Genomic DNA, 23,486 nt, shown 5'->3' with positions numbered 1-23,486 from the left:
GAGCGCTCAGCGAGGTCTCAGTTCTTGCCCAGAGCGCGCATCACGCGGTCCAGATCCTTGCTGCGCTGGCTGACATGGGCCGGCGCATCCTTGACCAGATTGTAATAGAGCGTCGGATCGTAGATTTCGACAGCCAGACCAAGGTGTTCTGCGGTCAGAAGCCCCTGCGCCTGCAACAGCGCATAGGCCGCCAGCACCTGATTGGCGCGGGACTGCACGCGGTCGGTCTGGGCGTTCAGCAGCTCCTGCTCGGCTTCGAGCACGTCGAGCGTGGTTCGCGCGCCCAGCGTTGCCTCCTCGCGGACACCGTCAAAGGCGACCCGCGCGGCGCGGACGCGCTCATTCGAGGACACCAGGCTGGCGCGCGCGGTTTCCAGCGCCACAAAGGCCGCCGATACATCCTGTGTCACGCCGCGCTGGGTGGTGATCAGGGCACCGCGTTCGGCCTGAAGACGGGCAATGCTGGCACGGCGCGCCGAGGCCAGAGAGCCGCCGGAATAGAGCCGCTGTGACAGCGTCACGCTGGCGCCGGAGGTGTCGCGCGTCCCCGGCCCGCTGGCATCAGAGGCATGGGTGGCATTGGCTCGCAATGTGACCGATGGCCCGAGGTTGCGGGTGTTGCTCTGCGAGGCGTAATCCGCAGCCTTTACCGCGTGTTGCTGCGACAGCAGGCTGGGGTGATTGCGCATCGCGATGGCTTCTGCCGATTGCAGCGAGGCCACGCGCTGCGGCAGCGGCGGCTGGCCGGCAATCGTCCCCGGCGCATTGCCAACAGCCTGAACATAGGTCGCACGGGCATTGCGCAGGTCGCCCTGGCTTTCGATCAGGCTGGCCTGCGCGCCGGCCACGCGGCTTTCGGCCAGAGCCACATCGGTCCGGGTGACTTCGCCCACTTCAAAGCGGTCATTGGCGGCGCGCAGTTCCTCGCGCAGCAGCCGCAGGTTGTTGCTGCGCAGCGCCACGGTCTCCTGTTGCAGCAGCACGTTCACATAGGCCTGGACGGCGGCAAAAAGCACCTGCTGTTCAACGTCGAGCAAGGCCTGCCGCGTCGCCAGAACAGTCTCCTGCGCGGCGAGCTGGCTGAGCCGGGAGACCCCGTTGTCAAACAGCAGCCAGCTGACATCGATGCCGGTAGACAGGGTCGAATCATGGTTGGAGTTGGCAATGGTGCCGTTGCCATTGCGCACATACTGACGCTCTGCCCGGGCAACCCAGTCGACCACCGGACGCAGGCGCGCCACAGCGGCGGCAACGTTTTCGTCCTGCGCGCGCAGCAGAGCGCGGTTCTGTTCCAGCAGGCCGCTGGTCTTGTAGGCGCCGATCATCGCATCCGAGAGATTGTCGGCAGCAGCCTGTTTCGGAGCACCCAGCAGCAGTGCCGCGCTTCCTGCGAAGACGAAGGCCTTGACCAGGTTTGCCGTCAGTTTATTGCGCATCTTAAGCCTCTTGTGATCCGGCCTACCGACGCGGCAGTGCCGTTCTGCTCTCTCTGGCGCACAGGGGTCTCAGGCGCCGATCTATCACGATCCGCCCGGACCAAGGTCAGCGCGGATCACCTGTGAACTCTCTGACGGATCAGAGAGCGAATTCTTCAACAGCCGCAAAACCGGGCAGCACCGGGGCGCCCGCATTAAAGGCCAGACGCCAGGAGATCTGGCCGCCGGTCTTATAGCCGACTTTGACCTCTCCCAGCGGACCGGACATGAAGATTGCTGCCATCCGGCCGCCATCCTTCAGCTGATCCAGCAGCGCCTCCGGCAGGGTTTCCACCCCCCCCTCGACGATCATGACATCATAGGGGCCGTGTTCTGCGGCGCCCTCGACCAGCGCACCGGTGTGCACGATCGCATTGTCGGCGCCAACGGCCGACAGCTGGCCCTGCGCTTCGCTCGCCAGGGTCTCGTCTTCCTCGACGCCGATCACCATCTGCGCCACCCGCGCGATCACCGCGGTGGAATAGCCCAGACCGCAGGCCACATCGAGCACCAGCTCATCCGGCTGCACGTCAACCGCATCCAGGATCTTACCCAGGGTGCGCGGCTCCAGCAGCACCCGACCGGGTCCGATATCCAGATTGCCATCGGCATAAGCCGCCTCGCGCTGCGCATCGGCAACAAAGGCTTCGCGCGGCACGGCCAGCATGGCTTCGATGATCGGGAACTTGGTGACATCCGACGGGCGGATCTGCGTGTCGACCATCATGCGGCGACGTTCGGCAAAGTCAGTCATATGCTAAACTCATCTGTTCAGTCAGTTGCTGTGGTTGTGCCACATCCGGGACAGGGCGGCAACGGGCGGGCGCGCATTTCTGCTGCGTTGTGGCGGGTGAGACGCCTATTTCTTTTTCACGAATTTGGTCAGGATGACGATGCGCTGCCCCTCGACCCGGCCTTCGATATGTTCGGGGTTGTCGGCAACAAGGGAGATATTGCGTACGGCGGTGCCACGTTTGGCGGTAAAGCCTGCGCCCTTCACCGGCAGATCCTTGATCAGCACCACGCTGTCGCCATGGGCCAGCGGCGCGCCATTGCTGTCGCGGTGGGCGCCGGGCTGAGGTGCCGCATCGACCCAGGCGCGCGTATCCTCGTCAAGCCAGAGCTGATCGGAGAGATCCCGCGCCCAGTCCTGATCCGACAACCGCGCCAGCAGACGGGCCGCCAGCACCTGAACCGCAGGCGTTTCTGACCACATCGCCGAGGACAGGCAGCGCATATGTGCGGGATCCGGATCGCCCGTCACCTGCGCAGCGCAGGTCTGGCAGATGGCAACCTCGTCCAGCTGGCCCTCGGGGGCGCCAGCGACCTCATGGGTGACAAGCGGCGTTTCGGCGGCACATAGGGCGCAGGACATCGGCAAAGCTCCTTCAGGACAGGGTTGCCCCTGCTTTAGGCGAGCGGACCGACAATGAAAACCGCGAAAGAAAAGCGCCCGCGTGGAGGCGCGGGCGAGTTGGGATGCAGCACGGAGACCTGCTGCGGGTCCACAGGGGAACGGGGGTACTCGTAAACGCAAACTTGCGGAGGCGGGGGAATGCGGGCTCGGTTGGAGGGACCCGGCCTGCATTTCCGGCCTGCATCTCCGGCCTGTATCGCCGGCCTGTATCGCCGACGCTGGCGGCTAGCCTGCGCAGGAGGCGCAGAACGGCGTGGTCGGATGCTCGCGCAGGTGGCTGTCGGTGATGCGATCACCACAGATCTGGCAGTAGCCATAGGAGCCTTCGTCAAGCCGGGCCAGAGCGCAGTCGATATCCCGGCGCAGTTCCAGCCATTTGCGGCTGAGCAGCGCCTCCGACGGCTGCGCGACTGCCGGGCTGGCGCGGCGCGGCGTCATCGGTACGACGTTGCCCGCGGCATCCCCGAAAGCGGCGCCAACGGCAGGCAGGCCATTGCGAAGATGTGTCAGTATGTCTTTCTGAGCGGCGTGGTTCATTGAGAAATCCTCCCCGGATCGGTGACAGGTTGTGCTGACGAAAATTGATCGACCCGACTCAACCTATGCGGTTTTGACCGAAAGTGGTACTCACCGGATATGGGGGATGGGGTCGGCGCGGGCGACGGGCAGCCGGGGCGGCGGCGGTCGTGAAAATGCCGCCGATATATCGCCCCGCAAACCACTGGAACGCGCGCCGCGCGCTTGCTATCTGTTGGGCAAGATCGACCACGGGAGACATGCGATGATCCGAACCGCCCTGACCGCCCTCGCCCTGACGGGCGCGCTGTTTGGCCTGACCGCCTGCGAAACCACCAAAGGCGCCGGCCGCGACATTTCCAAAGCCGGCCAGGCGATTAGCGGCGCCGCACAGGACGTGCAGAACAGCTTCTGACGACGGGATTCAAAAGATGTGGAAACGCCCGGTTTGCCGCCGGGCGTTTTTGTTTGGCCTGCGGGGCCTCAGATGCCGAGCATCGCCTTGGCCTCAGCCAGGGTCTGAACCGAGGCATCATGATCGCCCGCGTCATGCAGGCTCTGCCCCTCGTCGCGCAGCTCCTGAACGGTTGCCAGATCCGCCTCCGACAGTTCGGTGCCAGCCGCCAGAGCGGCGTCGATGGCGGCAATATCGGCAGGGCACTGCCCGGCCAGAAGCGGCGCGGCCAAGAGGGTGATCGCGGCGGCCAAAGTCAGCTGTTTCATGGTGTTCTCCTCCCCAGATGAACGAGGGTGAGGATAGCACGGAACGGGTGCGGTTTCAGCGGGTTGGTGCGCAGACGCCGCGGATGGGCGGAGAGTGGCGCATGGGGCGATGGCGGTGGTGGGCAGGATTGTCCACCCTACGGCGTCGGATCAAAACGCGGAGGGCAGCGCCCGGCCCGGCGGGGTGGGAAGCGAAGCGCCCGCGTCGTGCTGGAAGCACGCCTCCGGCATGACGGGGGGCGGGACGGGCGCTGCCCGGTCTGGCGACCGGGCGGGAGATTGGATGGGCACGTTTCATTTGCCACGCCTGGAAGTCAAAATCAGCAATAATTTTCTTCTGTTGAGCTCGATTCATGCTAACAGCGCTCATATACCAAGAAATCCAGTCTACTTGCCTCGCTCCAGTGCCCTCGCCAAAATTCCGGCAACAGCGAAATCAGGGCCATTATCATCTTGTATGATGCCATCCTGCGTAGGGCGAAACAATGACTGCAGGACAACGACTTCTCGCTCTCCGGAAATTGCCTCTTGCTGGACCAACGAAAGATACGTTTCCGCAAATGCACTTCTTTCGCGGGCATCCAGGGCTAAGTGCCGTTCGCTCAGAAAGAGTTTCATCTGCAATCTAAGAAACCAGAGTGCTAGTGTCAGAACAGTTAGAACGACAGCTATGACCAATGGTCCTTTAGCCGAGATCCCACTGCACACCGCTTCACTACCTAGAATACATCCGCTCCTGACAAAACTCGCCGCAACCCAATCACCCGCATAGTAGACAAACAATACATCAAGCGCAAAGAAAGTGAGAGCCCCCCCAATGAACAACTTCCACGCGTTAGCTGAATTTCTCTGATGTTCTCTACGCCGCTCCTCCCACATTGTGGCAGGGTGCTTTAATCGAAGTTGCGCTTCGTAGAGTTGTCGCAAGTTCTCAAAGCTTTCTTTTCGGCTTTCAAGTGCCTTTTCTTCCTTTTTCTCACGCGCATGGAATGCACTTCTCTCTAAGTCTTTGGCACGTTTGCAATCTTGCAGGTACTTTGAGTGAAGCTGCTTAACCTTTGCCGCAACTTTCTTTTCGAAGGCAGCAGTTTCACGCTCGCGTCTACTAATCTCGTATTTAACTTTGTCCGAGAGCACCCCTAGCTCTTCCGAAACTTCTTCAGCAATTTTTTCATCTCTAAGTGCAGCCTCAGTCGGCACCACAAGCACATCACCTTGGGCAATAATTGAGTGAAACAATGAAAGCGAAAACGCGTTGTAGAACTCGTGGTTTCGATGGCCACCAGAGGTAAAATTCGCGTTGTTACTTCTTTTGGTGGCAAAGGCGTAGAGCAAAGCCATTGCCCCCTCTTTGTTCCCCCCATCAAACCAAGATTTGATCGTTCGACCTAAATGCGACTGTGAATACGGTGGCAGCTCTGGGATCGCCTCAATTTCACTGATAATCTCACCACTGCTCTGTGCAAATGACTGAGCATCATATAGGCTTAGGTTTTCGAAGACATTCTCCCAGACAGATGACATCCTCTTGCAAAAGTTTGCTTGCGCCCCTGCGAATGTTTGCGTTCCCGCCTCTCTGGAAAAGTCGATTGGCTGGACGAAATCAAAGGCTACCCAATGGTCGCGCTCCTCCCTACAACGAGCGATAAGAGAGCGAAAGGACTTTGCCTCAATTCGTCCATACGGCACCGAAATAACATACTTCCCCAAAACAAAGTTCCAATATTGAAATCAACAAAAAATAAGGCCGCCTTGAGGCGGCCAAAAGGTCAACTATCCATCTTCAACGCCGAGATGAAAGCTTCCTGGGGAATATCCACCTTGCCGAACTGGCGCATCTTCTTCTTGCCCGCTTTCTGCTTGTCCAGGAGCTTGCGCTTCCGGGTGGCGTCGCCGCCGTAGCATTTGGCGGTCACGTCCTTGCGCAGCGCCGAGAGGGTCTCGCGCGCGATCACCTTGCCGCCGATGGCGGCCTGAATCGGGATCTTGAACATGTGGCGCGGGATCAGGTCCTTGAGCTTTTCACACATGGCGCGGCCCCGCAATTCGGCGCGGTCGCGGTGCACCATCATCGACAGCGCATCCACCGGCTCGTCGTTGACCAGCACCGACATCTTGACCAGATTGTCCTCGCGGTAGCCGGTCATCTGGTAGTCGAAGGAGGCATAGCCCTTGGTCACCGATTTCAACCGGTCGTAGAAGTCGAACACCACTTCGTTGAGCGGCAGGTCATAGACCACCATGGCGCGGGAGCCGGCGTAGGTCAGGTCTTCCTGAATGCCGCGACGGTCCTGGCAGAGCTTCAGCACATCGCCGAGGTATTCATCGGGCACCAGAATGGTCGCCTTGATGCGCGGCTCCTCAAGGTGGTCGACCTTGGACATATCGGGCATGTCGGCGGGGTTGTGCAGCTCGATCATCTCGCCCTCAACGCCTTCCTTGCCCTTCATATAGACATGGTAGACCACGGAGGGCGCGGTGGTGATGAGTTCGATATTATATTCGCGTTCGATCCGGTCGCGGATCACCTCAAGGTGCAACAGACCAAGGAAGCCGCAGCGGAAGCCAAAGCCGAGGGCCGCGGAGGTTTCCATCTCAAAGGAGAAGGACGCGTCATTCAGCGCCAGCTTGTCGATGGCGTCGCGCAGGTCTTCGAACTCGGAGGAATCCACCGGGAAGAGACCGCAGAACACCACGGGCTGTGCCGGTTTAAAGCCCGGCAGGGCGACCTCGGTGCCGTTGCGGTCATTGGTGATGGTGTCCCCGACGCGGGTGTCGCGCACCTGTTTGATGGACGCGGTGAGGAAGCCGATCTCGCCTGGTTCCAGCTGGTCCACCACCTGCATGGCCGGGCGGAACACGCCGATGCGGTCGACGTGATGCAGAGTGCCGTTCGACATGAATTTGACCCGCATGCCCTTTTTCAGGACGCCGTCCATGATGCGGACCAGAACGATCACACCGAGATAGGCGTCATACCAGCTGTCCACCAGCATCGCCTTCAGCGGCGCGTCGCGGGTTCCGGTTGGCGCGGGGAGTTTCTTCACGATGGCTTCGAGCGTCTCGCGGATGCCCTGCCCGGTTTTGGCCGAAACCCGGATCGCCTCGGAGGCGTCGATGCCGATCACATCCTCGATCTGTTCGGCGACGCGGTCACAGTCAGAGGCCGGCAGGTCGATCTTGTTCAGGACCGGCACGATTTCATGGTCGGCGTCCAGCGCGTGATAGACATTGGCCAGCGTCTGCGCCTCGACCCCTTGCGAGCTGTCGACCACCAGAAGCGAGCCTTCGACCGCGCGCATGGAGCGGGAGACCTCATAGGCGAAATCGACGTGACCGGGGGTGTCGATCAGGTTCAGGACATAGGTCTCGCCGTCATCGGCCTTGTAGTCGATGCGGACGGTGTTGGCCTTGATGGTGATGCCGCGCTCGCGCTCGATATCCATGGAGTCGAGCAGCTGCTCCTTCATATCGCGGTCCTCAACCGTTCCGGTCTCCTGAATGAGCCGGTCAGCGAGGGTGGATTTGCCATGGTCGATATGGGCGACGATGGAGAAATTGCGGATGTGAGCGAGGTCTGTCATGCAAGGGGATATGATTTGGTTTTAGGGTTTGGTCAAGGTGGATTGGAGGGTAGATTTGGACGATCATTTTTATCGCGTAGAGTTCCCTAAAGTGATCCGCAAGTTGGGCTAGGTCTCTTCCAGAAGCAGAAAGATCCTTTTGGGCCGCCATGTGCTGCGAAATCTGGGCTTATGGATGGCGGAATTCTCCGAGGGCTCTCCTGAACTTGACACCGGTCTGCTGCGTATTCTGCGAGTTCTTCAGGGGTCCCAGCTCCCATCTTCGGAAACAACTGAACTGTTCTCTGCTCCGCATACGCCCAATGATAGGCCAGAGGAAATTTCCCTAACAAAACGGAAGGCCCATACAGTGGCTTCGGTCCGCTTCTTTGGAGGCGGATCGTCACTTCACCTCCGGCAATCTGAAGGGCATCACAGCACGTTTACCAACGAGACGTCAGAATTGTTGCATTTGGCTGACCAAATTTTTTCTAGAGAAGTCAGAGACACTACCAAATCTACCAATTTGAGCACCAAGCGCATCGTTGATGAGCGGAGCAACTCGCTTTCTTGGTAGGTGGTGGTGCAATTGCGGCAGGGGTCAATTTTGGCCCCAAGTTGCTTGAACTCGTAAAAATTGGCCTGCGCCTGCTCGGTGTTCTCTGAACAGGCCACCCCAGTCCCAAGGCCAAACCGCGCCTGCCCTCCCCACACCGCCAAAACGCCGCAAATTCGTCTGGCCTCCTGCGGGCGCGTCGAAAATACGCTATACTGTGGCCATTCCGCGGGACGCGCGCCCCCGCTGCGGGGGATCCCACTGCTCAGGAGGACACCGAAATGGATGCCATCAGAACTGCCGAATATGCCCGAGCGCTCTATTCAGCGCATGGGGACAAGGCCGAGGCCGAAGTGGCGCAGAAAATGCGGCGTTGTCAGGAGGCTGGCAAAACCGCCGAGGCCGAGGACTGGAAGTCGGTCCGCCAGATGATCCTGTCCCTGCGCGGACCAAATCAGTCCTGACCTGCGCCCGCTGGCCGCTCGGTCGAACAGCTGCCCGAACGGGGGGCCGGACTGTCGGACAGGGCCGCGTCGCCATAGCAGATCACCAGAGGGGCCGACGCCCGATGGGCGCGGCGGCTGGGCTGTGCCCGGACCGCCGCAGAGGCCCTCTTGCCCGTTGGCGGGTTTCCGCCGAGGGCTAACCAGCTGTTTACCTAGATTGAAAGCCTCCGCCGCTTGCGTCATAGTCCCGGCACACGCGGGCATCAGACCCGTTCAGATCAGAGCACTTGCAGATTTCTAGGGACGATGAAGATGAAGCTACTGCTGACTGCCACGCTATGCGCTGTGATGATCACCGGTGCGATGCCTGCCCCCGTCGACGCCGGCGCCATCGAGAAGGCCTGCCGCCAGTCCAACCGCGCCGCAGCCTCGCCGTCACTCTGCCGCTGCATTCAGTCGGTGGCCAATGCCAGCCTCAACCGCAGCGAACGCAAGACCGTGTCGAAATGGTTCAGCGATCCGCATCAGGCCCAGGTCGTGCGCCAGTCGAGCCGCAGCTCGGACGAGCGGCTGTGGAAACGGTACAAATCCTTCGGTGAAAACGCAGCCCGGGTCTGTAGCTGATCCGCTGCGGCGGGGTGAGTTCATCACGTCCAACCCTGCGCCCGGATGACACCGGGTGACATCGGATAAGACGCCCCGCAGGCAGAGGCTATCACGGACCGCAGCTGAGCAGACGATGCGCATCGCCCCTCCCCTTTCCCATCGACGGGACGCAGAACGGCGCCCGCACTATCAGGCAGGACCGCAGATATGTTGATGAAAGGGGTGACGCTGCGCGGGCTTGAGGTGTTCGAAGCGCTGGCCAAGACCGGGTCGGTGGCACAGACGGCCGCGCTCACCGGGCTGAGCCAGCCTGCGGTCAGCCAGCAGCTGCGCAATCTGGAAAGCGCGCTTGGGGCGGAGCTGGTCAATCACGGCCGCCGTCCGATGGTGCTGACCCCGGCGGGGCGCAATTTCCTGGCGCGGACGGAGGCGGTGCTGACCGAGCTGCGTCTGGCGCAGAGCGAATTGAGCGTGGTTGACCTCAACCACCTGTCGACGCTGTCCATCGGTCTGATTGATGATTTCGACAATGATCTGACCCCGCGTCTGGCCACCACGCTGGCCGAGAGCCTGGTCAACTGCCGTTTCAAGATGATCACCGCAGGCAGCCACGACATTCTGGACGCACTGGATGCGCGCGAGCTGCATATTGCCGTGGCGGCTACCTCAGGCGCGCTGCGCGAGGGGATCACCGAATACCCGCTGGTGCGCGATCCCTTCATGCTGGTGGCGCCGCGCGGGATGCTGCGCAAACCGGAGGCGGAGATGGATATCCTCAGCGCCCTGCCGTTTCTGCGCTATGAGAGCAGCCAGCTGATTTCGCAGCAGATCGAGGCCCATCTGGCGCGCCAGAAGCTGCTGTTTGAGGAACGGTTCGAAATCGGCTCGCATCTGTCGCTGATGGCGCTGGTGGCGCGGCGGATCGGCTGGGCGATCACCACGCCGCTGGGCTATATGCGGGCTGGCCGGTTCCATGATGAGATCGAGGCCTTTCCGCTGCCCTTTGGGGCGTTTTCGCGGCGAATTTCGCTGTTTTCCAGTGCCGATTGGGCCGACCGGGTGCCGCGCGACGTGGCGCAGACGATGCGGCGGCTGGTGCAGGGCCATATGATTGACCCTGCGGTACACCGCCTGCCCTGGCTGGCCGGTGAGCTGAAGGTGCTGGAGGACTGAACCCGCCTTAGCGCAATGTTCTGGCCAGCCCGGCTGCGGCGGCTTCGATCAGATCGAGGCATCCGTCAAAGTCGCGGGTGTAATAGGGATCCGGCACGTGATCGGCGCCATGATCCGGGGCGTAATCGGTGAACAGCCTGACCGGCGTCGTGGCTCCCTCGGGGCGCAGCGCTTCGATATCGGCGAGATTGTCGCCATCCATTGCGATGATCAGATCAAAGCGGGCGAAATCCTGTGGTGTGAACTGACGCGCGCGCAGATCCGACAGATCAATCCCCCGCGCCCCGGCTGCGGCCTGCATGGCGCCATAGGGCGGCGCGCCCACATGGTAGCCTGCGGTGCCGGCGCTGTCGGTCCCGACCTGCGGGCAGAGCAGTCGAAACACGCCTTCGGCGGCGGGGGAGCGGCAGATATTGCCAAGACAGACAAAGAGAATGTTCTGCGTCACGGATGCGGCCTTTGCTGGATGCGCCGCGATTTGGCGCGAGGGGAGAGGCCCATGGTAACGCGCCCGCAGAAAAAGAAAATGGCCAGCCCAAGCGGCGGTCTGCGCGGGCTGGCCAAAAAGGGCTGTGGTTTCAGATCAGACGGGCGATCAATGCGAGTGTTTCATCGCACCGTGATCTGCCTTGCGCTCCAGATCGACGGGCACGGTCACGGTGACCTCACCGGCCTTTTCGAACACGAGGGTAAGATCGACCGTATCGCCATGCTCCAGCGGTCTGGTCAGCCCCATCAGCATCACATGATCGCCGCCACGTTGCAGCATATGGGTGGCACCGGCAGCAACGGCAAAGCCCTCCTCGACGTGCAGCATCTGCATGACGCCGTTTTCGCCTTCCTTATGGGTGTGCAGCTGCACCAGCTTTGCGGCGTCGCTATGGGCTGCGATCAGGCGGTCGTCGCTGTCGGAGGCGTTTTCGATCATCATAAAGGCAGCGCCGCTCTTGGCGGCTTTGGAGGAGACGCGGGCGTAGCTGTCTGTCACGGTGATGTCGGCGGCAAAGGCGGCACCGGCAAAACAGATGGCAGCGACGCTGGCGGCAAAAGTGGTCTTGAAGGTCATTGGTCGTGATCCTTGATACGTAGGCTTTGGAATTCGGGTCTGGTGGAGCGCGCTCAGACCACGCGCAGAGGCACCAGTTCCGGTGGCCCACGGGCCCAGGCCGCCAGCCGCACCATAGGCAGGATCGCGACGGATTCGCCCAGATCGCGCGTCAGCTGTCGCGGCAGGGTACTCCGCGCCGGAAGCGGCAGCGACAGCGCAAGATCGGCGGTGAAGGTCAGGCATTCGGGGCAGTCCATCGGTGGCGAGACCGGCTGGCCGTCGCTGTCGATATAGACCATCACCGGCCCGGTGCCGGTACAGATCACCATCTGCCCCGTAGCATCGCGCATACCCGCCTGCGCGCTGACGCCGGTGACGGCCATCAAAGCGATCAGGGCCAGAGCCAGATATGAACGCAGCAAGGTCATTGTGCCGCGAGATATGCGCCCGCGACCGCGCCGCTGCAAGGCGAAAAAGGGACGCAGGCAAAGCAGGCGAGACCGGCGAGACAGGCCAGCAGGCACGCCAGTGGCACACATGAAAACGCCGCGCATGGGGGTCATGCACGGCGTTTCGAAATCTTGTCCCTGCCCGCTGCGGGCCGGGTCTGGCGATCAGGCCTCGGCGGCTTGTGCCTTGGCGATCTCTTTCTTGACCTTCAGCGCTGCGGTGGACAGCTCTTCGTCCTTGGCTTTGGCCAGGAATGCGTCCAGACCACCACGGTGATCAACGGTGCGCAGAGCAGCCGCGGAGATGCGCAGCTTGATACCACGACCCAGAGTCTCGGACTGGAGGGTCACGTCGTTCAGGTTCGGCAGAAAGCGACGTTTGGTTTTGTTGTTGGCGTGGCTGACATTGTTGCCAGTCATCGGGCCTTTTCCGGTCAGTTCGCAACGGCGCGACATAGGTTCATCCTTCGTATCTGGGGCGCCCGTCGATCATTGTTCGAATCGAGCACCAAATTACAAGGGGCGCGGCCATTGGCTGCGCCCGAAAACTGGTTGGATGCGTTTAGGAGGAATCGCGTGCAGGGTCAAGCCATATGAAACGGATTTATGGGACAACCCGTGCACAACCTCCCAGCGGGCTGTTTCAGCACCCAAGGTCTGCGCCCTCATAGCCTGTCTGAGGCGCGGACTCCAGCGTTTATCACAGCATCCGCGCCTGCCGCAGCATCCCCTCCCGGCGGCCGGTGCGGACCTCAACCGACGCCCAGCCCGGCGAGCAGATCCTGGGCCGCCGCCGCCGGCGTGATCTGCCCTGCCGCCACATCTTCGGAGAGTTCCGCCATGCGGCTCCGCGCCCAGGGGGTTTCCAGCCGTGCCAGCAGCGCCTGACGCACATCCTCGCCAAACCAGTAGCGGGCCTGTTCGGCGCGGCGGCGCTGCCAGTGGCCATTGGCGCGACGCCAGTCGGCCAGCGCCTGCATGTCGTCCCATGCGGTCTCCAGCCCGTCCCTTGTCGCGGCAGAGACCATCAGCGCCTTGGGGAAGCCATCGGGATCCTGCGGACGTTTGCGCAGCAGGCGCAGCGCCCCGGCATAATCGGCGCAGGTGCGGGTGGCGGCCGGTTTCAGATCGCCGTCGGCCTTGTTCACCAGAATGATGTCGGCCATTTCCATGATGCCGCGTTTAACGCCCTGCAATTCGTCGCCCCCCGCCGGCGCCAGCAGCAAGAGAAACAGATCGGACATTTCCGAAACCACGGTTTCTGACTGCCCGACCCCGACGGTTTCGATCAGCACCACGTCAAAGCCCGCCGCCTCGCACAGCGCCACCGCTTCGCGCGAGCGGCGCCCAACGCCGCCCAGATGGGTCTGGCTTGGCGAGGGGCGGATAAAGGCGTTCTTTTCGCGGCTGAGATGTTCCATCCGGGTCTTGTCGCCCAGAATCGATCCGCCCGAACGGGTCGAGCTGGGATCAACCGCCAGCACCGCGACCCGCAGGCCTGCCGCGATCAGCATCATGCCGAAACTTTCGATGAAGGTGGATTTCCCCACCCCCGGCGTGCCGGACAGGCCGATGCGCAGAGCCTGACGGTTTTCGCGGGCCAGACTGTCCAGCAGGCGGGTGGTGGCCTCGCGGTGGTCGGCGCGCCCGCTTTCCACCAGCGTGATCGCTCGGGCCAGGGCGCGGCGTTCGCCATTCAGGATCCGCGCGGCCAGATCGTCGATATCCAGCGGACCCCTGCGGTCTGCCGTTGTGCCGCCTGTTCCACCGGAATTGCCTGCTGCTGCCATGGTGGCCCTCTCCCCGCTCCTAGGTTTGGGCATTGATGGCGCAGCCGGGCGGCGCTTGTCCAGTGAACATCCGTCGCAGGAGGACAAAGCCGGTGCGCTCGGCGCTGGACCACGCCCGCGCCATTGGCGATAAGGCGGCATGACCAGATTGCCCATTGATGACGCCCTGCCCGAGTTGATCGCTGCCCTGCGCCGCCAGTCGCGTGCCGTGTTGCAGGCGCCACCGGGCGCCGGCAAGACCACACGGGTGCCGCTGGCGATGCTGGAAGAGCAGCTCTGCGAGGGGCGGATCATCATGCTGGAGCCGCGCAGGCTGGCAGCGCGGGCCGCGGCGGAACGTATGGCCGACACGCTGGGCCAGCCGGTCGGCGCAACCGTCGGCTACCGGATCCGCGGCGAGGCCAAGGTCAGCGCCGAGACCCGGATCGAAGTGGTGACCGAGGGGATCCTGACCCGGATGCTGCAATCGGACCCTGATCTGCCCGGTATCGGCGCGGTGATCTTTGACGAATTCCACGAACGGTCGCTCAATGCCGATTTTGGTCTGGCGCTCTGTCTGGAGGTGGCCGGAGCGCTGCGCGACGATCTGATCCTGCTGGCGATGTCTGCCACATTGGATGCCGCACCCGTCGCGGAACTGATGGCGGCGCCGCTGATCACCTCCGAGGGGCGCAGCTATCCGGTTGAGACCCGCTGGCTGGACACCCCCCTGCCCGCCGACAGCCGCAGCGGACGCGGTCCGAGGCGGCTGGATGCGCTGGTGGATCTGGTGCTGCGCGCCGAGGCGGAGACACGCCCGCCCGGATCCGGCGGCAAAGGCGGGTCCGAGGCCAAGGGTGGCGGCATTCTGGTGTTCCTCCCCGGCGAGGGCGAGATCCGCAAGGCCGCTGCCGCGCTGGCGACCCGGCTACCGGGAGATTGCGTGGTGCGTCCGCTATATGGCGCGCTCCCCTTTGCCGAGCAGCGCGCCGCGATCCAGCCGGATCCTGTGGCGCGCAAAATCGTGCTCGCGACCTCGATCGCGGAAACCTCGCTCACCATTCAGGACATTCGCGTGGTGGTGGACATGGGGCTGGCGCGGCGCAGCCGGTTCGACCCCGGTTCCGGCATGTCGAGGCTGGTGACCGAACGGGTGACCCGTGCCGAAGCCACCCAGCGGCAGGGCCGTGCGGGCCGTGTTGCAGCTGGTGTTGGGTATCGGTTGTGGACCAAGGGCGAGGATGGCGCGCTGGCCGCGTTTCCGCCGCCGGAGATTCAGGCCGCCGACCTTACCGCGCTGGCGCTGGAACTGGCGCTCTGGGGGGCGGACCCTGGCGATCTCCCGTTTCTGACGCCACCGCCAGATGGCGCCCTGCAGGAGGCGCGCGCCTTGTTGCGGATGCTCGGGGCGCTGGACGACGAGCGGCGGATCACCCCCCATGGCAAGGCGCTGGCCCGGCTGCCGCTGCACCCGCGCCTGGGGCATATGCTGGCGCGCTTTGGCGCTGATGCGGCACCGCTGGCGGCGCTGCTGGCGGAACGCGACCCGTTGCGCGGCGCGCCGGTGGATCTGGCGCTGCGGCTGGAGGCCCTGAGGGATGCCAAGGGGTTTCAGCGTCGCCGGAGCTATCAGCTGAACCTCCCGACGCTGGAGCGCATCAAGGGCGAGACCAAGCGGCTGGCCCGGCAGGCGCGCGGTGGGGCATCCTCTGCGTCGGCAAGCGCTGCGCTGATGGCCGCCACCGCCTACCCCGACCGGATCGGCCAGCGCCGCAAGGGCGATGCGCCGCGCTATGTGCTGTCCGGTGGCAAGGGCGCGGTGCTGCCGCCCGAGGACAGTCTGGCGGCGACGCCGTTTCTGGTGGGCCTCGACAGCGATGGCAACCCGCGTGAGGCGCGGCTGCGGCTGGCCGCACCGATCACCCTGTCGGAGCTGCGCGCCGAATTTGCCGATCAGATCAAACCGCAGCTGACCTGCGCCTGGTCCAAACGCGATCGCCGGGTGGTGGCGCGTCGTCAGCAGTGTCTGGGCGCCATCGTGCTGGAGGATCACATCTGGAAGGATGTTCCGGCGGAGGCTGTGGCGACGGCGATGCTGGACGGCGTGCGCGAACTGGGCCTGCGGCTCAGCGGTGCGGCGGCGCGGTTTGTGGCGCGGGTGCGATTGTTGCAGGCCAATGGCGAGGATCTGCCGGATTTCAGCGAAGAGGCTTTGCTGGCGACGCTGGAGGATTGGCTGCTGCCGATGCTGGACGGGGTGCGCAGCGCCGAGGACTGGAAACGCTTTGACCTGCTGCCTGCGCTGCGCGCGGCGCTCAGCTGGGAGCAGACGCAGAGGCTGGACCAGCTGGCGCCGCCGCATTTCACCACGCCGCTGGGGCGTCGGGTGCCGATTGATTATGCCGAGGAGATCCCGGAAATCTCCGTGCGCCTGCAAGAGATGTTCGGGGTCACCCGCCACCCTACCGTGGGTGGGGTGGCGCTGAAGGTCTCGCTGCTGTCACCGGCGCAGCGGCCGATCCAGATCACCCGCGATCTGCCCGGTTTCTGGTCCGGCTCTTATGCCGATGTGCGCAAGGATATGCGTGCCCAATACCCCAAACACCCCTGGCCCGAGGACCCCACGCAGGCGGACCCGACCCTGCGCGCGAAACCCCGGAAATAGCCAAAACTGATGCCGGAACGCGTGATTTCCCCGCGAATTCACGGAATTTTGCGCCTCTTTGGCGCAAAAACCCGCCGTTTCGCAATCTCGGCCTCTTGAATTCCGGCCCCACCATGCCAAGATTGTTCCAAAGCAAAAATGTGCCGGGCATCCAAGCGCCGGCAGCAGAAAGCTGAGCAGCAATGAAGCATATGATGTCCAGTGCCTGGGAGGAGTACCTCCGGCCAATGTTTTTCCGCCCCAAACGGCTGCAAGTCGCCGCCATGTGCTATCGCGATGGTGCCGAGGGCCGAGAAGTGCTGATGATCACCAGCCGGGGCACCGGTCGCTGGATCGTCCCCAAAGGCTGGCCGATCAAGGGCAAGAACGGCCCGCAATCCGCGCTGCAGGAGGCCTGGGAAGAGGCCGGTGTGCGTGAGGCCCGGATCGAGGGTGAGCCGGTCGGCACCTACGAATATGTGAAATTGCAGGACAATGGCACGAAGGAAACCGTGCACACGCTGGTCTATGCGGCAGAGGTCATTGAGCTGGCCAAGGATTACCCCGAACAATCCGAGCGGACCCGCAAATGGATGTCGCCGGCCGCCGCTGCGGATCTGGTGGCCGAGCCTGAATTGAGCGAATTACTGCGTCAATTGTAACAGTTCCGTGATGGAAATATGACAAACCCCTTGCATGACTGCAGAGGGGACGCTAGGCGCGTGCGCAACTTTTGAATCGGGATCGATACAATGAGCGACGCACCGCAGCGACCGCAGTGGAAGACACTGGACCGGGATCTTAACCGGATTTCTCAACTTGAACTGGCGACATCCTATGTGTCGCGCCCGCTGGTGGCCCCCGGCATCGCGCTGGTCTTTATCGCGCTGGCCGGCGTTGGCGCGGCGGTGTTCCTCGGCTCCACGCCCTCCAGCTTTGTGGTGATCGCGGCGGCGGTCTTCGGGGCCTATATGGCGCTGAACATCGGCGCCAATGATGTGGCCAACAACATGGGCCCGGCGGTGGGCGCCAACGCGCTGACCATGGGCGGCGCCATCGTGATTGCCGCCCTCGCCGAAAGCGCCGGTGCGCTGCTGGCAGGCGGCGATGTGGTCTCCACCATCTCCAAGGGCATCATTGATCCGGCAAGTGTTGCCAGCGCCGATGTGTTCATCTGGGCCATGATGGCGGCGCTGATTTCCTCGGCGCTCTGGGTGAACCTTGCGACATGGATCGGCGCGCCTGTCTCGACCACACATTCGGTTGTGGGCGGCGTCATGGGCGCTGGTATCGCAGCAGCCGGGTTCGGCGCCGTGAACTGGCCTACTATGAGCAAAATCGCTGCCAGCTGGGTGATCTCACCGGTGCTGGGCGGGCTGATTGCGGCCGGGTTCCTCGCCTTTATCAAGGCCAAGATCATCTATCAGGACGACAAGATCGCCGCTGCACGGCGCTGGGTTCCGGTACTGGTGGGCATCATGGCGGGGGCCTTTGCCTCTTATCTGGCGCTGAAGGGGCTGAAGAAGATCATCAAGATCGACCTGGAGATTGCGCTGCTGATCGGGGCCGCTGTCGGCGCGATGAGCTATGTGATCACCGCACCGCTGATCAAGCGCCAGTCAGAGGGGATGGAGAACCGCAACAAATCGCTGAAGGTGCTGTTTTCGATCCCGCTGGTGATCTCGGCTGCACTTCTGTCGTTTGCTCATGGTGCCAATGATGTGGCCAATGCGGTGGGTCCGCTGGCGGCGATCGTGCACACAACGGAATTTGGCGATATCGCCTCCAAAGTGGCGATTCCGACCTGGGTCATGGTGATCGGGGCCTTTGGCATCTCCTTTGGCCTGTTCCTCTTTGGTCCCAAGCTGATCCGCATGGTCGGCAGCCAGATCACCAAGCTCAATCCGATGCGCGCCTATTGCGTATCGCTGTCGGCCGCGATCACCGTGATCGTGGCCAGCTGGCTGGGCCTGCCGGTCTCCTCCACCCACATTGCGGTGGGGGCTGTGTTTGGCGTCGGTTTCTTCCGCGAATGGCATATGGAGCGCCGCCTGCGCAACAGCTCCGCCACCCAACCCGAAACCAAGCGGATTGCACCGGAAGAGCGCCGTCGCCGCAAACTTGTGCGCCGCAGCCATTTCATGACCATTGCTGCCGCATGGGTGATCACCGTGCCCGCCGCGGCACTGCTGTCGGGCTGCGTGTTCCTGGCGCTGACCGCGATCACAATGTGATCCCGGCCCTGGGCTAAAGTCCCGGCCCGAAGCCTCGGCCTGAAATGGAAAAACCGCCGCATCCTGGCCGGATGCGGCGGTTTTTTGTTGGCCTATTCGCAGGCTGAGGCGAGTGGTTCAGGCCCCGAGGCAATAGCGCATGATCGCCTTTTGTGCGTGCAGGCGGTTTTCAGCCTCGTCAAAGATCACCGATTGCGGACCATCCATCACGGCGGAGGTGACCTCCTCTTCGCGGTGGGCCGGCAGGCAGTGCATGAACAGCGCATCGGGTTTGGCATGGGCCATCAGCGCATCGTTCACCTGATAGCTGCGCAGCATATTGTGGCGGCGCTCCTTGGACGACTGACTGTCGTGCATCGAGACCCAGGTGTCGGCCACCACCAGATCGGCGCCCTCGACCGCTTTCTGGGCGTCGCGCTCGATGATGACCTGCGAGCCTGCGTTGCGGGCGAGGCCGATGAACTCAGGCTCCGGGTCGAGCTGGGCCGGACCGGTGAAGGTGAAATCAAAGCCGAATTGTGCGGCGGCATGCAGGAAGGAGGCGCAGACATTGTTGCCATCGCCGCACCAGACGACTTTCTTGCCCTTGATGGGGCCGCGATGCTCCTCATAGGTCAGCACATCGGCCATGATCTGGCAGGGGTGGGTGCGGTCGGTCAGCCCGTTGATCACCGGCACCGAGGCATATTCGGCCATTTCGGTCAGCACGGTTTCATCAAAGGTGCGGATCATGATCATATCGACATAGCGGCTGAGCACGCGGGCGGTGTCGGCGATGGTTTCGCCGTGGCCGAGCTGCATGTCGCTGCCCGACAGCACCATGGTCTGCCCGCCCATCTGCCGCACGCCCACATCAAAGGAGACGCGGGTCCGGGTCGAGGGTTTTTCGAAGATCAGCGCAACCATCCGGTCCTTCAGCGGCAGTTCATCGTCAAGGGCGGCCTTCGGGCGGCCCTGGCGGGCACCCTTGGTGATCCGGGCCTGGTCGATGATCCCGCGCAGATCGGCGGCATCGGTTTTGTGAATGTCGAGAAAGTGGTTCATGTCGGATATCGCTTTCGGTTGTCTTTGGAGGCGGCGGCACCGCATCCCTGGGCCGGTCAAGGCGGGGGCCAGCCCCCGCACCCCCGGAGTATTTCGGGAAAGATGACGGCTAGGCCTCGGCGCGGGCGGTCAGCGCGGTGGCGGCCTGATCGAGACGGGCGAAGGCCTCTCCAATGTCCTCATCGGTGAGGGTCAGCGGCGGCAGCAGGCGGATCACATTGTCGGCGGCCGGAACCGTGACCACCTCGGCCGCGTAGCCGGCATTGACCACGTCGATATTGGCCGCCACGCATTTCAGCCCCAGCATCAGGCCGGTGCCGCGCACCTCCTCGAAGACCTCGGGATGGGCGGCCACCAGCCCTTCGAGTTTCTGACGCAGGAGGCCTGCCTTGCGGTTGACCTCGGCCAGAAAGGCAGGGTCGGAGACGTGATCCATCACCGCGCAGCCCACCGCACAGCCCAGCGGGTTGCCGCCATAGGTGGAGCCATGGGTGCCTGCGGTCATGCCGCTCGCAGCCTCCTCCGTTGCGAGCACTGCACCCAGCGGGAAACCGCCGCCGATGCCCTTGGCCACCATCATGATGTCGGGGGTGATGCCTGCCCATTCATGGGCAAACAGCTTGCCGGTACGACCCACACCGCATTGCACCTCGTCGAGGATCAGCAGCAGGCCGTGATCGTCACAGATCTGACGCAGCGCCTTCAGCTCTGCATCCGGCACCGGGCGGATGCCGCCCTCGCCCTGCACCGGTTCGATCAGGATCGCGGCGGTCTTGTCGCTGATGGCATCGGTGACCGCATCGAGATCGCCGAAGGTAAGATGGACAAAGCCGGGCAGCATCGGGCCGAAGCCCTTGGTCATTTTTTCAGAGCCCGCGGCTGAGATGCCTGCGGCGGAGCGGCCATGGAAGGCACCGGAGAAGGTGATGATCTCCACCCGCTCGGGCTGATCGTTTTCATAGAAATACTTGCGCGCCATTTTCACGGCGAGTTCGCAGGCCTCGGTGCCGGAGTTGGTGAAGAACACGGTGTCGGCAAAGCTGTGCTCCACCAGCCGGTCGGCCAGCGCCTGCTGCTGCGGGATGTGGTAGAGGTTGGAGACATGCCAGAGGTTTTCGGCCTGTTCCGTCAGCGCCTTGACCAGAGCCGGATGGGCGTGGCCCAGCGCATTGACCGCAATGCCGGCGGCGAGGTCCAGAAAACGTCGCCCGTCAGCCTCGATCAGCCAGGCGCCCTCGCCCTTCACAAAGCTGAGCGGCGCGCGATTATAGGTTGGCAGAACGGAGGGGATCATCTGGATCTTCCTTTTGGGCATGATGGGCCAAGCAGTGACGCAGCCGGGCCGCAGGGTCAACGATTTTGGGCGTGATTCTTGAGGTCTTGAGGCATGCCGATGAGCTTTGATCAGGCACGCGGGATCGGGGCCGGTTACGCGCTTTGGCGTCGGCGTCGCAGCAGGGAGATATGTGCAGCGGTGATCATGACCGCGTCCATAACGGAGGTTTTGACAAAAGAAAAGACCATTTGTGAAGCCATATGCGACAAAGCGGCACCCCGGGGTGCCACAGTCGGCGCTCTTGCTCTGGGCCGGCCGCTTTGCCGGTGTTATGCGCGCCGCCAGCGGTCCAGCCGACCCATGCCGAGGTCGAGGCCCGTATCCAGCGGGCGGAGCGGTTCCTGACCAGCCTGCGCCAGGCCCGCGATGCGCTAGAGGCGGCACCGTTTCGACGCTGAGCAATCCGTTTTGGCTTGCCAAGGCGGCACCGCTGGCGCATCGCTGGCCCATGCACCGGACCATATCGCCCAATCCCGCTCTTGCCGCCGTCTTCATCCTGGTGGCCACAGTTTTCATCGCAGGCACCACCCTGATCGCAAAGGCTTTGGGTACCGAGGCATCGGGTATGCCGCTGCATCCGCTTCAGATCAGTTTCGGGCGCTTTGCCTTTGCGTTTCTGGCGATCACGACCGTGGTCGCGCTGCGGCGACCCCGGTTCACCCGCCCGCATTGGGGGCTGCATCTCGGGCGCACCAGCTTTGGCTGGATGGGGGTGACGCTGATGTTTGCCTCGGTGGCCTATATCCCGCTGGCGGATGCCACCGCGATCACCTTTTTGAACCCGGTCTTTGCGATGCTGCTGGCGATTCCGCTGCTGGGAGAGCGGGTTGGTCCCTGGCGATGGGCGGCGGCGGCGATTGCGCTAGTGGGCGCGATGATCCTGCTGCGCCCGACCCCGGCGAGTTTTCAGCCCGCCAGCCTGCTGGCGCTGGCGGCGGCTGCGATGATGGGGCTGGAGCTGATCTTTATCAAGCGGCTGGCCGGGCGCGAGTGGCCGTTGCAGATCCTGTGGGTCAACAATCTTCTGGGCACGGTGATTGCCTGTAGCGCGGTGGTCGCGGTCTGGCAGCCTCCCGCGGCAGAGCAATGGGCGCTGATGGCGGCGCTCGGCTGTATGATGGCCTGCGCTCAGGGCTGTTTCATCAACGGGATCGCGCGGGCGGATGCGTCATTTGTGGCGCCTTTCAGCTATGCGACGCTGATCTTTGCCACGCTCTATGATCTTGCGGTGTTTGCGGTGGTCCCGGATGCGGTCACCGTGCTGGGGGCGGTCATCATTCTGGCAGGCGCGGCGCTACTGGCCTGGCGCGAGGGACGACAGCGCCCCCCGACCCTGCACGTGGATCCGGGCGCGCAGGCGGATCAGGATTTCAGCCGGTAACCGCTGCGCAGCATCAGCCAGGCCAATGTGCCGATGGCGAGGCTTGCGAGGCTGCAGACCACAAGCCCGAGCACCGGCGAACTGTCGGAGGTGCCGATCACGCCGAATCGCACGCCGTCGATCAGGTAGAACACCGGATTGAGATGCGACAGCAGCCGCAGCACTGGTGGCAGCGACTGCACCGAGTAGAACGTGCCGGAGAGAAAGGCGAGCGGCGTCACGATGAAATTGGTGATCGCTGCCATCTGGTCGAACTTCTCGGCGAAGACCCCGGCAACAATGCCAAGCCCACCGAGGAATACCGCGCCCAGCACCACAAAGAGCAGCGCCACCAAAGGGTGTTCCGGCACCACGCCAAGCACCAGCATGAGGCCAGTGCCGATGCCGAGGGCCACCAGAACGCCCCGCGCGACCGCGCCGGCCAGATAGCCCAGCAGGATTTCAACCCCGGACAGCGGCGGCATCAGCGTGTCGACGATATTGCCCTGCACCTTGGTGATCACGATGGAGGAGGAGGTATTGGCAAAGGCATTTTGGATCACCGTCATCATCATGATGCCGGGCGCCAGAAATACGATGAAGGGCACGCCCATCACATCGCCCCGCCCCGGCCCGATGGCAATGTTGAAGATCATCAGGAACAGCGCGGCAGTGACCATTGGCGCCAGCAGGGTCTGGGTCCAGACCACCAGAAACCGGGTAACCTCGCGCCGTGCCAGGGTGCGCAGGCCAAGCCAGTTCACCCGCCCGAACCGGCGTTCTCCGAGGGCGATACCCGGTGAGACAGGTGACTCTGCCTGTGCTGCGGCCCCTGCCGGGGTCTGCGGTGTATCCTGTGCCATGTCCGACCTCTTTCACTCTGTGCGGGCCAATCCCCCACCGGTCCGGCGACCTCGGGGGTGGTCACGGCCTTCGTAACCGGTCGCAGGCGCGCGTCAACCCGTGCTGCGCCCTTTGCCGGGGCTGATCGTCGAGCCTGATGGATAGGCTTGTCGCCGCAGATGGCCCGGCAGACCCCTGACAAGCGCAAGACGCTCTTGTAACTCGGGGCGCAGTGATTAGAATAGGGGCTTGTTACGGAATTCGATGGCGGCCGCAGGTTCCTG

24 protein-coding genes are annotated in these 23,486 nt (G+C 63.2%); 9 read left to right on the top strand and 15 right to left on the bottom strand.

The genetic code is table 11. The features are described from left to right. Positions 1 to 17: 17 nt before the first annotated feature. The 4 genes from VXL81_RS14670 to VXL81_RS14655 form a co-directional block, all read right to left on the bottom strand. Positions 18 to 1,436, bottom strand: a complete 1,419-nt coding sequence (locus VXL81_RS14670; protein ID WP_416554863.1) for a TolC family outer membrane protein — start codon at positions 1,434 to 1,436, stop codon at positions 18 to 20. Positions 1,437 to 1,575: 139 nt separating this feature from the next. Continuing rightward, positions 1,576 to 2,229 carry a protein-L-isoaspartate O-methyltransferase family protein gene (locus tag VXL81_RS14665; RefSeq protein ID WP_340546155.1) on the bottom strand — a complete coding sequence of 218 codons (654 nt, stop codon included), beginning with the start codon at positions 2,227 to 2,229 and terminating at the stop codon, positions 1,576 to 1,578. A gap of 105 nt (positions 2,230 to 2,334) precedes the next feature. After that, positions 2,335 to 2,850 carry a PhnA domain-containing protein gene (locus VXL81_RS14660; RefSeq protein WP_416539103.1) on the bottom strand — a complete coding sequence of 172 codons (516 nt, stop codon included), beginning with the start codon at positions 2,848 to 2,850 and terminating at the stop codon, positions 2,335 to 2,337. Between the two features lie 267 nt (positions 2,851 to 3,117). Next, on the bottom strand, positions 3,118 to 3,429 hold the full coding sequence (locus tag VXL81_RS14655) for a TraR/DksA family transcriptional regulator (RefSeq protein WP_340546157.1): 312 nt from the start codon (positions 3,427 to 3,429) through the stop codon (positions 3,118 to 3,120). 244 nt (positions 3,430 to 3,673) lie between these two features. On the opposite strand from VXL81_RS14655, the gene VXL81_RS14650 reads away from it, so the two are divergent. Continuing rightward, positions 3,674 to 3,823, top strand: a complete 150-nt coding sequence (locus tag VXL81_RS14650) for an entericidin A/B family lipoprotein (protein ID WP_340546158.1) — start codon at positions 3,674 to 3,676, stop codon at positions 3,821 to 3,823. 68 nt (positions 3,824 to 3,891) lie between these two features. Here VXL81_RS14650 and VXL81_RS14645 read toward each other — a convergent pair whose 3' ends face one another. From VXL81_RS14645 to lepA, 3 genes are all read right to left on the bottom strand, one after another. Then, the gene (locus VXL81_RS14645; RefSeq protein ID WP_416541923.1) at positions 3,892 to 4,131 is read right to left on the bottom strand and encodes a hypothetical protein; all 240 of its coding nucleotides are present in this window, start codon (positions 4,129 to 4,131) and stop codon (positions 3,892 to 3,894) included. A 387-nt stretch (positions 4,132 to 4,518) separates the two neighbouring features. Further along, positions 4,519 to 5,472 (bottom strand): DUF6161 domain-containing protein, encoded by a 954-nt coding sequence (locus tag VXL81_RS14640; protein WP_416535037.1) that lies wholly within the window; start codon positions 5,470 to 5,472, stop codon positions 4,519 to 4,521. A 428-nt stretch (positions 5,473 to 5,900) separates the two neighbouring features. Then, positions 5,901 to 7,715, bottom strand: coding sequence for a translation elongation factor 4 (gene lepA, locus VXL81_RS14635; RefSeq protein WP_340546161.1), 1,815 nt, complete (start codon positions 7,713 to 7,715; stop codon positions 5,901 to 5,903). Positions 7,716 to 8,531: 816 nt separating this feature from the next. On the opposite strand from lepA, the gene VXL81_RS14630 reads away from it, so the two are divergent. From VXL81_RS14630 to VXL81_RS14620, 3 genes are all read left to right on the top strand, one after another. Beyond that, positions 8,532 to 8,714, top strand: coding sequence for a hypothetical protein (locus VXL81_RS14630; RefSeq protein ID WP_027246833.1), 183 nt, complete (start codon positions 8,532 to 8,534; stop codon positions 8,712 to 8,714). A gap of 294 nt (positions 8,715 to 9,008) precedes the next feature. After that, a complete protein-coding gene (locus tag VXL81_RS14625) occupies positions 9,009 to 9,320 on the top strand; it encodes a hypothetical protein (protein ID WP_340546163.1) in 312 nt (103 codons plus the stop codon). Between the two features lie 189 nt (positions 9,321 to 9,509). Next, positions 9,510 to 10,475, top strand: a complete 966-nt coding sequence (locus VXL81_RS14620; RefSeq protein ID WP_416535035.1) for a LysR family transcriptional regulator — start codon at positions 9,510 to 9,512, stop codon at positions 10,473 to 10,475. 7 nt (positions 10,476 to 10,482) lie between these two features. On the opposite strand, the gene VXL81_RS14615 is transcribed toward VXL81_RS14620, so the two are convergent. The 5 genes from VXL81_RS14615 to meaB all read right to left on the bottom strand — a co-directional run bounded on the left by VXL81_RS14615 (position 10,483) and on the right by meaB (position 13,762). Further along, positions 10,483 to 10,923 (bottom strand): low molecular weight protein-tyrosine-phosphatase, encoded by a 441-nt coding sequence (locus VXL81_RS14615; protein WP_416535034.1) that lies wholly within the window; start codon positions 10,921 to 10,923, stop codon positions 10,483 to 10,485. A gap of 147 nt (positions 10,924 to 11,070) precedes the next feature. After that, complete coding sequence (locus tag VXL81_RS14610) at positions 11,071 to 11,541, bottom strand: copper chaperone PCu(A)C (protein ID WP_416541274.1); 471 nt, start codon at positions 11,539 to 11,541, stop codon at positions 11,071 to 11,073. Positions 11,542 to 11,594: 53 nt separating this feature from the next. After that, positions 11,595 to 11,951 carry a DUF2946 family protein gene (locus VXL81_RS14605; protein ID WP_416541919.1) on the bottom strand — a complete coding sequence of 119 codons (357 nt, stop codon included), beginning with the start codon at positions 11,949 to 11,951 and terminating at the stop codon, positions 11,595 to 11,597. A gap of 186 nt (positions 11,952 to 12,137) precedes the next feature. Further along, on the bottom strand, positions 12,138 to 12,428 hold the full coding sequence (gene rpmB, locus VXL81_RS14600; RefSeq protein WP_260088093.1) for a 50S ribosomal protein L28: 291 nt from the start codon (positions 12,426 to 12,428) through the stop codon (positions 12,138 to 12,140). A 296-nt stretch (positions 12,429 to 12,724) separates the two neighbouring features. Continuing rightward, positions 12,725 to 13,762, bottom strand: coding sequence for a methylmalonyl Co-A mutase-associated GTPase MeaB (gene meaB, locus VXL81_RS14595; RefSeq protein ID WP_416554861.1), 1,038 nt, complete (start codon positions 13,760 to 13,762; stop codon positions 12,725 to 12,727). 139 nt (positions 13,763 to 13,901) lie between these two features. Here meaB and hrpB point away from each other — a divergent pair, with 139 nt between their 5' ends. From hrpB to VXL81_RS14580, 3 genes are all read left to right on the top strand, one after another. After that, complete coding sequence (gene hrpB / locus VXL81_RS14590) at positions 13,902 to 16,406, top strand: ATP-dependent helicase HrpB (protein WP_416554859.1); 2,505 nt, start codon at positions 13,902 to 13,904, stop codon at positions 16,404 to 16,406. A 182-nt stretch (positions 16,407 to 16,588) separates the two neighbouring features. Then, a complete protein-coding gene (locus VXL81_RS14585; RefSeq protein ID WP_340546169.1) occupies positions 16,589 to 17,047 on the top strand; it encodes an NUDIX hydrolase in 459 nt (152 codons plus the stop codon). Positions 17,048 to 17,137: 90 nt separating this feature from the next. Beyond that, entirely contained in the window at positions 17,138 to 18,619 is a 1,482-nt protein-coding gene (locus VXL81_RS14580; protein ID WP_416554857.1) for an inorganic phosphate transporter, read from the top strand. 117 nt (positions 18,620 to 18,736) lie between these two features. Here the strand turns inward: VXL81_RS14580 and argF are convergent, their stop codons facing one another. Next, the gene (argF, locus tag VXL81_RS14575; protein ID WP_416554855.1) at positions 18,737 to 19,663 is read right to left on the bottom strand and encodes an ornithine carbamoyltransferase; all 927 of its coding nucleotides are present in this window, start codon (positions 19,661 to 19,663) and stop codon (positions 18,737 to 18,739) included. A 109-nt stretch (positions 19,664 to 19,772) separates the two neighbouring features. Beyond that, the gene (locus tag VXL81_RS14570) at positions 19,773 to 20,957 is read right to left on the bottom strand and encodes an aspartate aminotransferase family protein (RefSeq protein ID WP_416554853.1); all 1,185 of its coding nucleotides are present in this window, start codon (positions 20,955 to 20,957) and stop codon (positions 19,773 to 19,775) included. 302 nt (positions 20,958 to 21,259) lie between these two features. Between VXL81_RS14570 and VXL81_RS14565 the strand changes: the two genes are divergently transcribed. Together VXL81_RS14565 and VXL81_RS14560 are read left to right on the top strand one after the other, a co-directional pair. Continuing rightward, positions 21,260 to 21,397, top strand: a complete 138-nt coding sequence (locus VXL81_RS14565) for a hypothetical protein (RefSeq protein WP_416539112.1) — start codon at positions 21,260 to 21,262, stop codon at positions 21,395 to 21,397. Positions 21,398 to 21,447: 50 nt separating this feature from the next. Beyond that, positions 21,448 to 22,380 (top strand): DMT family transporter, encoded by a 933-nt coding sequence (locus VXL81_RS14560; RefSeq protein WP_416554851.1) that lies wholly within the window; start codon positions 21,448 to 21,450, stop codon positions 22,378 to 22,380. Here the strand turns inward: VXL81_RS14560 and VXL81_RS14555 are convergent. After that, positions 22,362 to 23,222 carry an ABC transporter permease gene (locus tag VXL81_RS14555; protein WP_416554849.1) on the bottom strand — a complete coding sequence of 287 codons (861 nt, stop codon included), beginning with the start codon at positions 23,220 to 23,222 and terminating at the stop codon, positions 22,362 to 22,364. The two genes, VXL81_RS14560 and VXL81_RS14555, sit on opposite strands and share 19 nt — an antisense overlap. Positions 23,223 to 23,486 lie beyond the last annotated feature (264 nt).

The sequence above is a fragment of the Phaeobacter sp. JH204B genome (genome assembly GCF_048055755.1).
In the GTDB taxonomy this organism is placed as follows: Bacteria; Pseudomonadota; Alphaproteobacteria; order Rhodobacterales; family Rhodobacteraceae; genus Phaeobacter; species Phaeobacter bryozoorum.
This window is presented reverse-complemented; position numbering and strand designations above follow the sequence as displayed.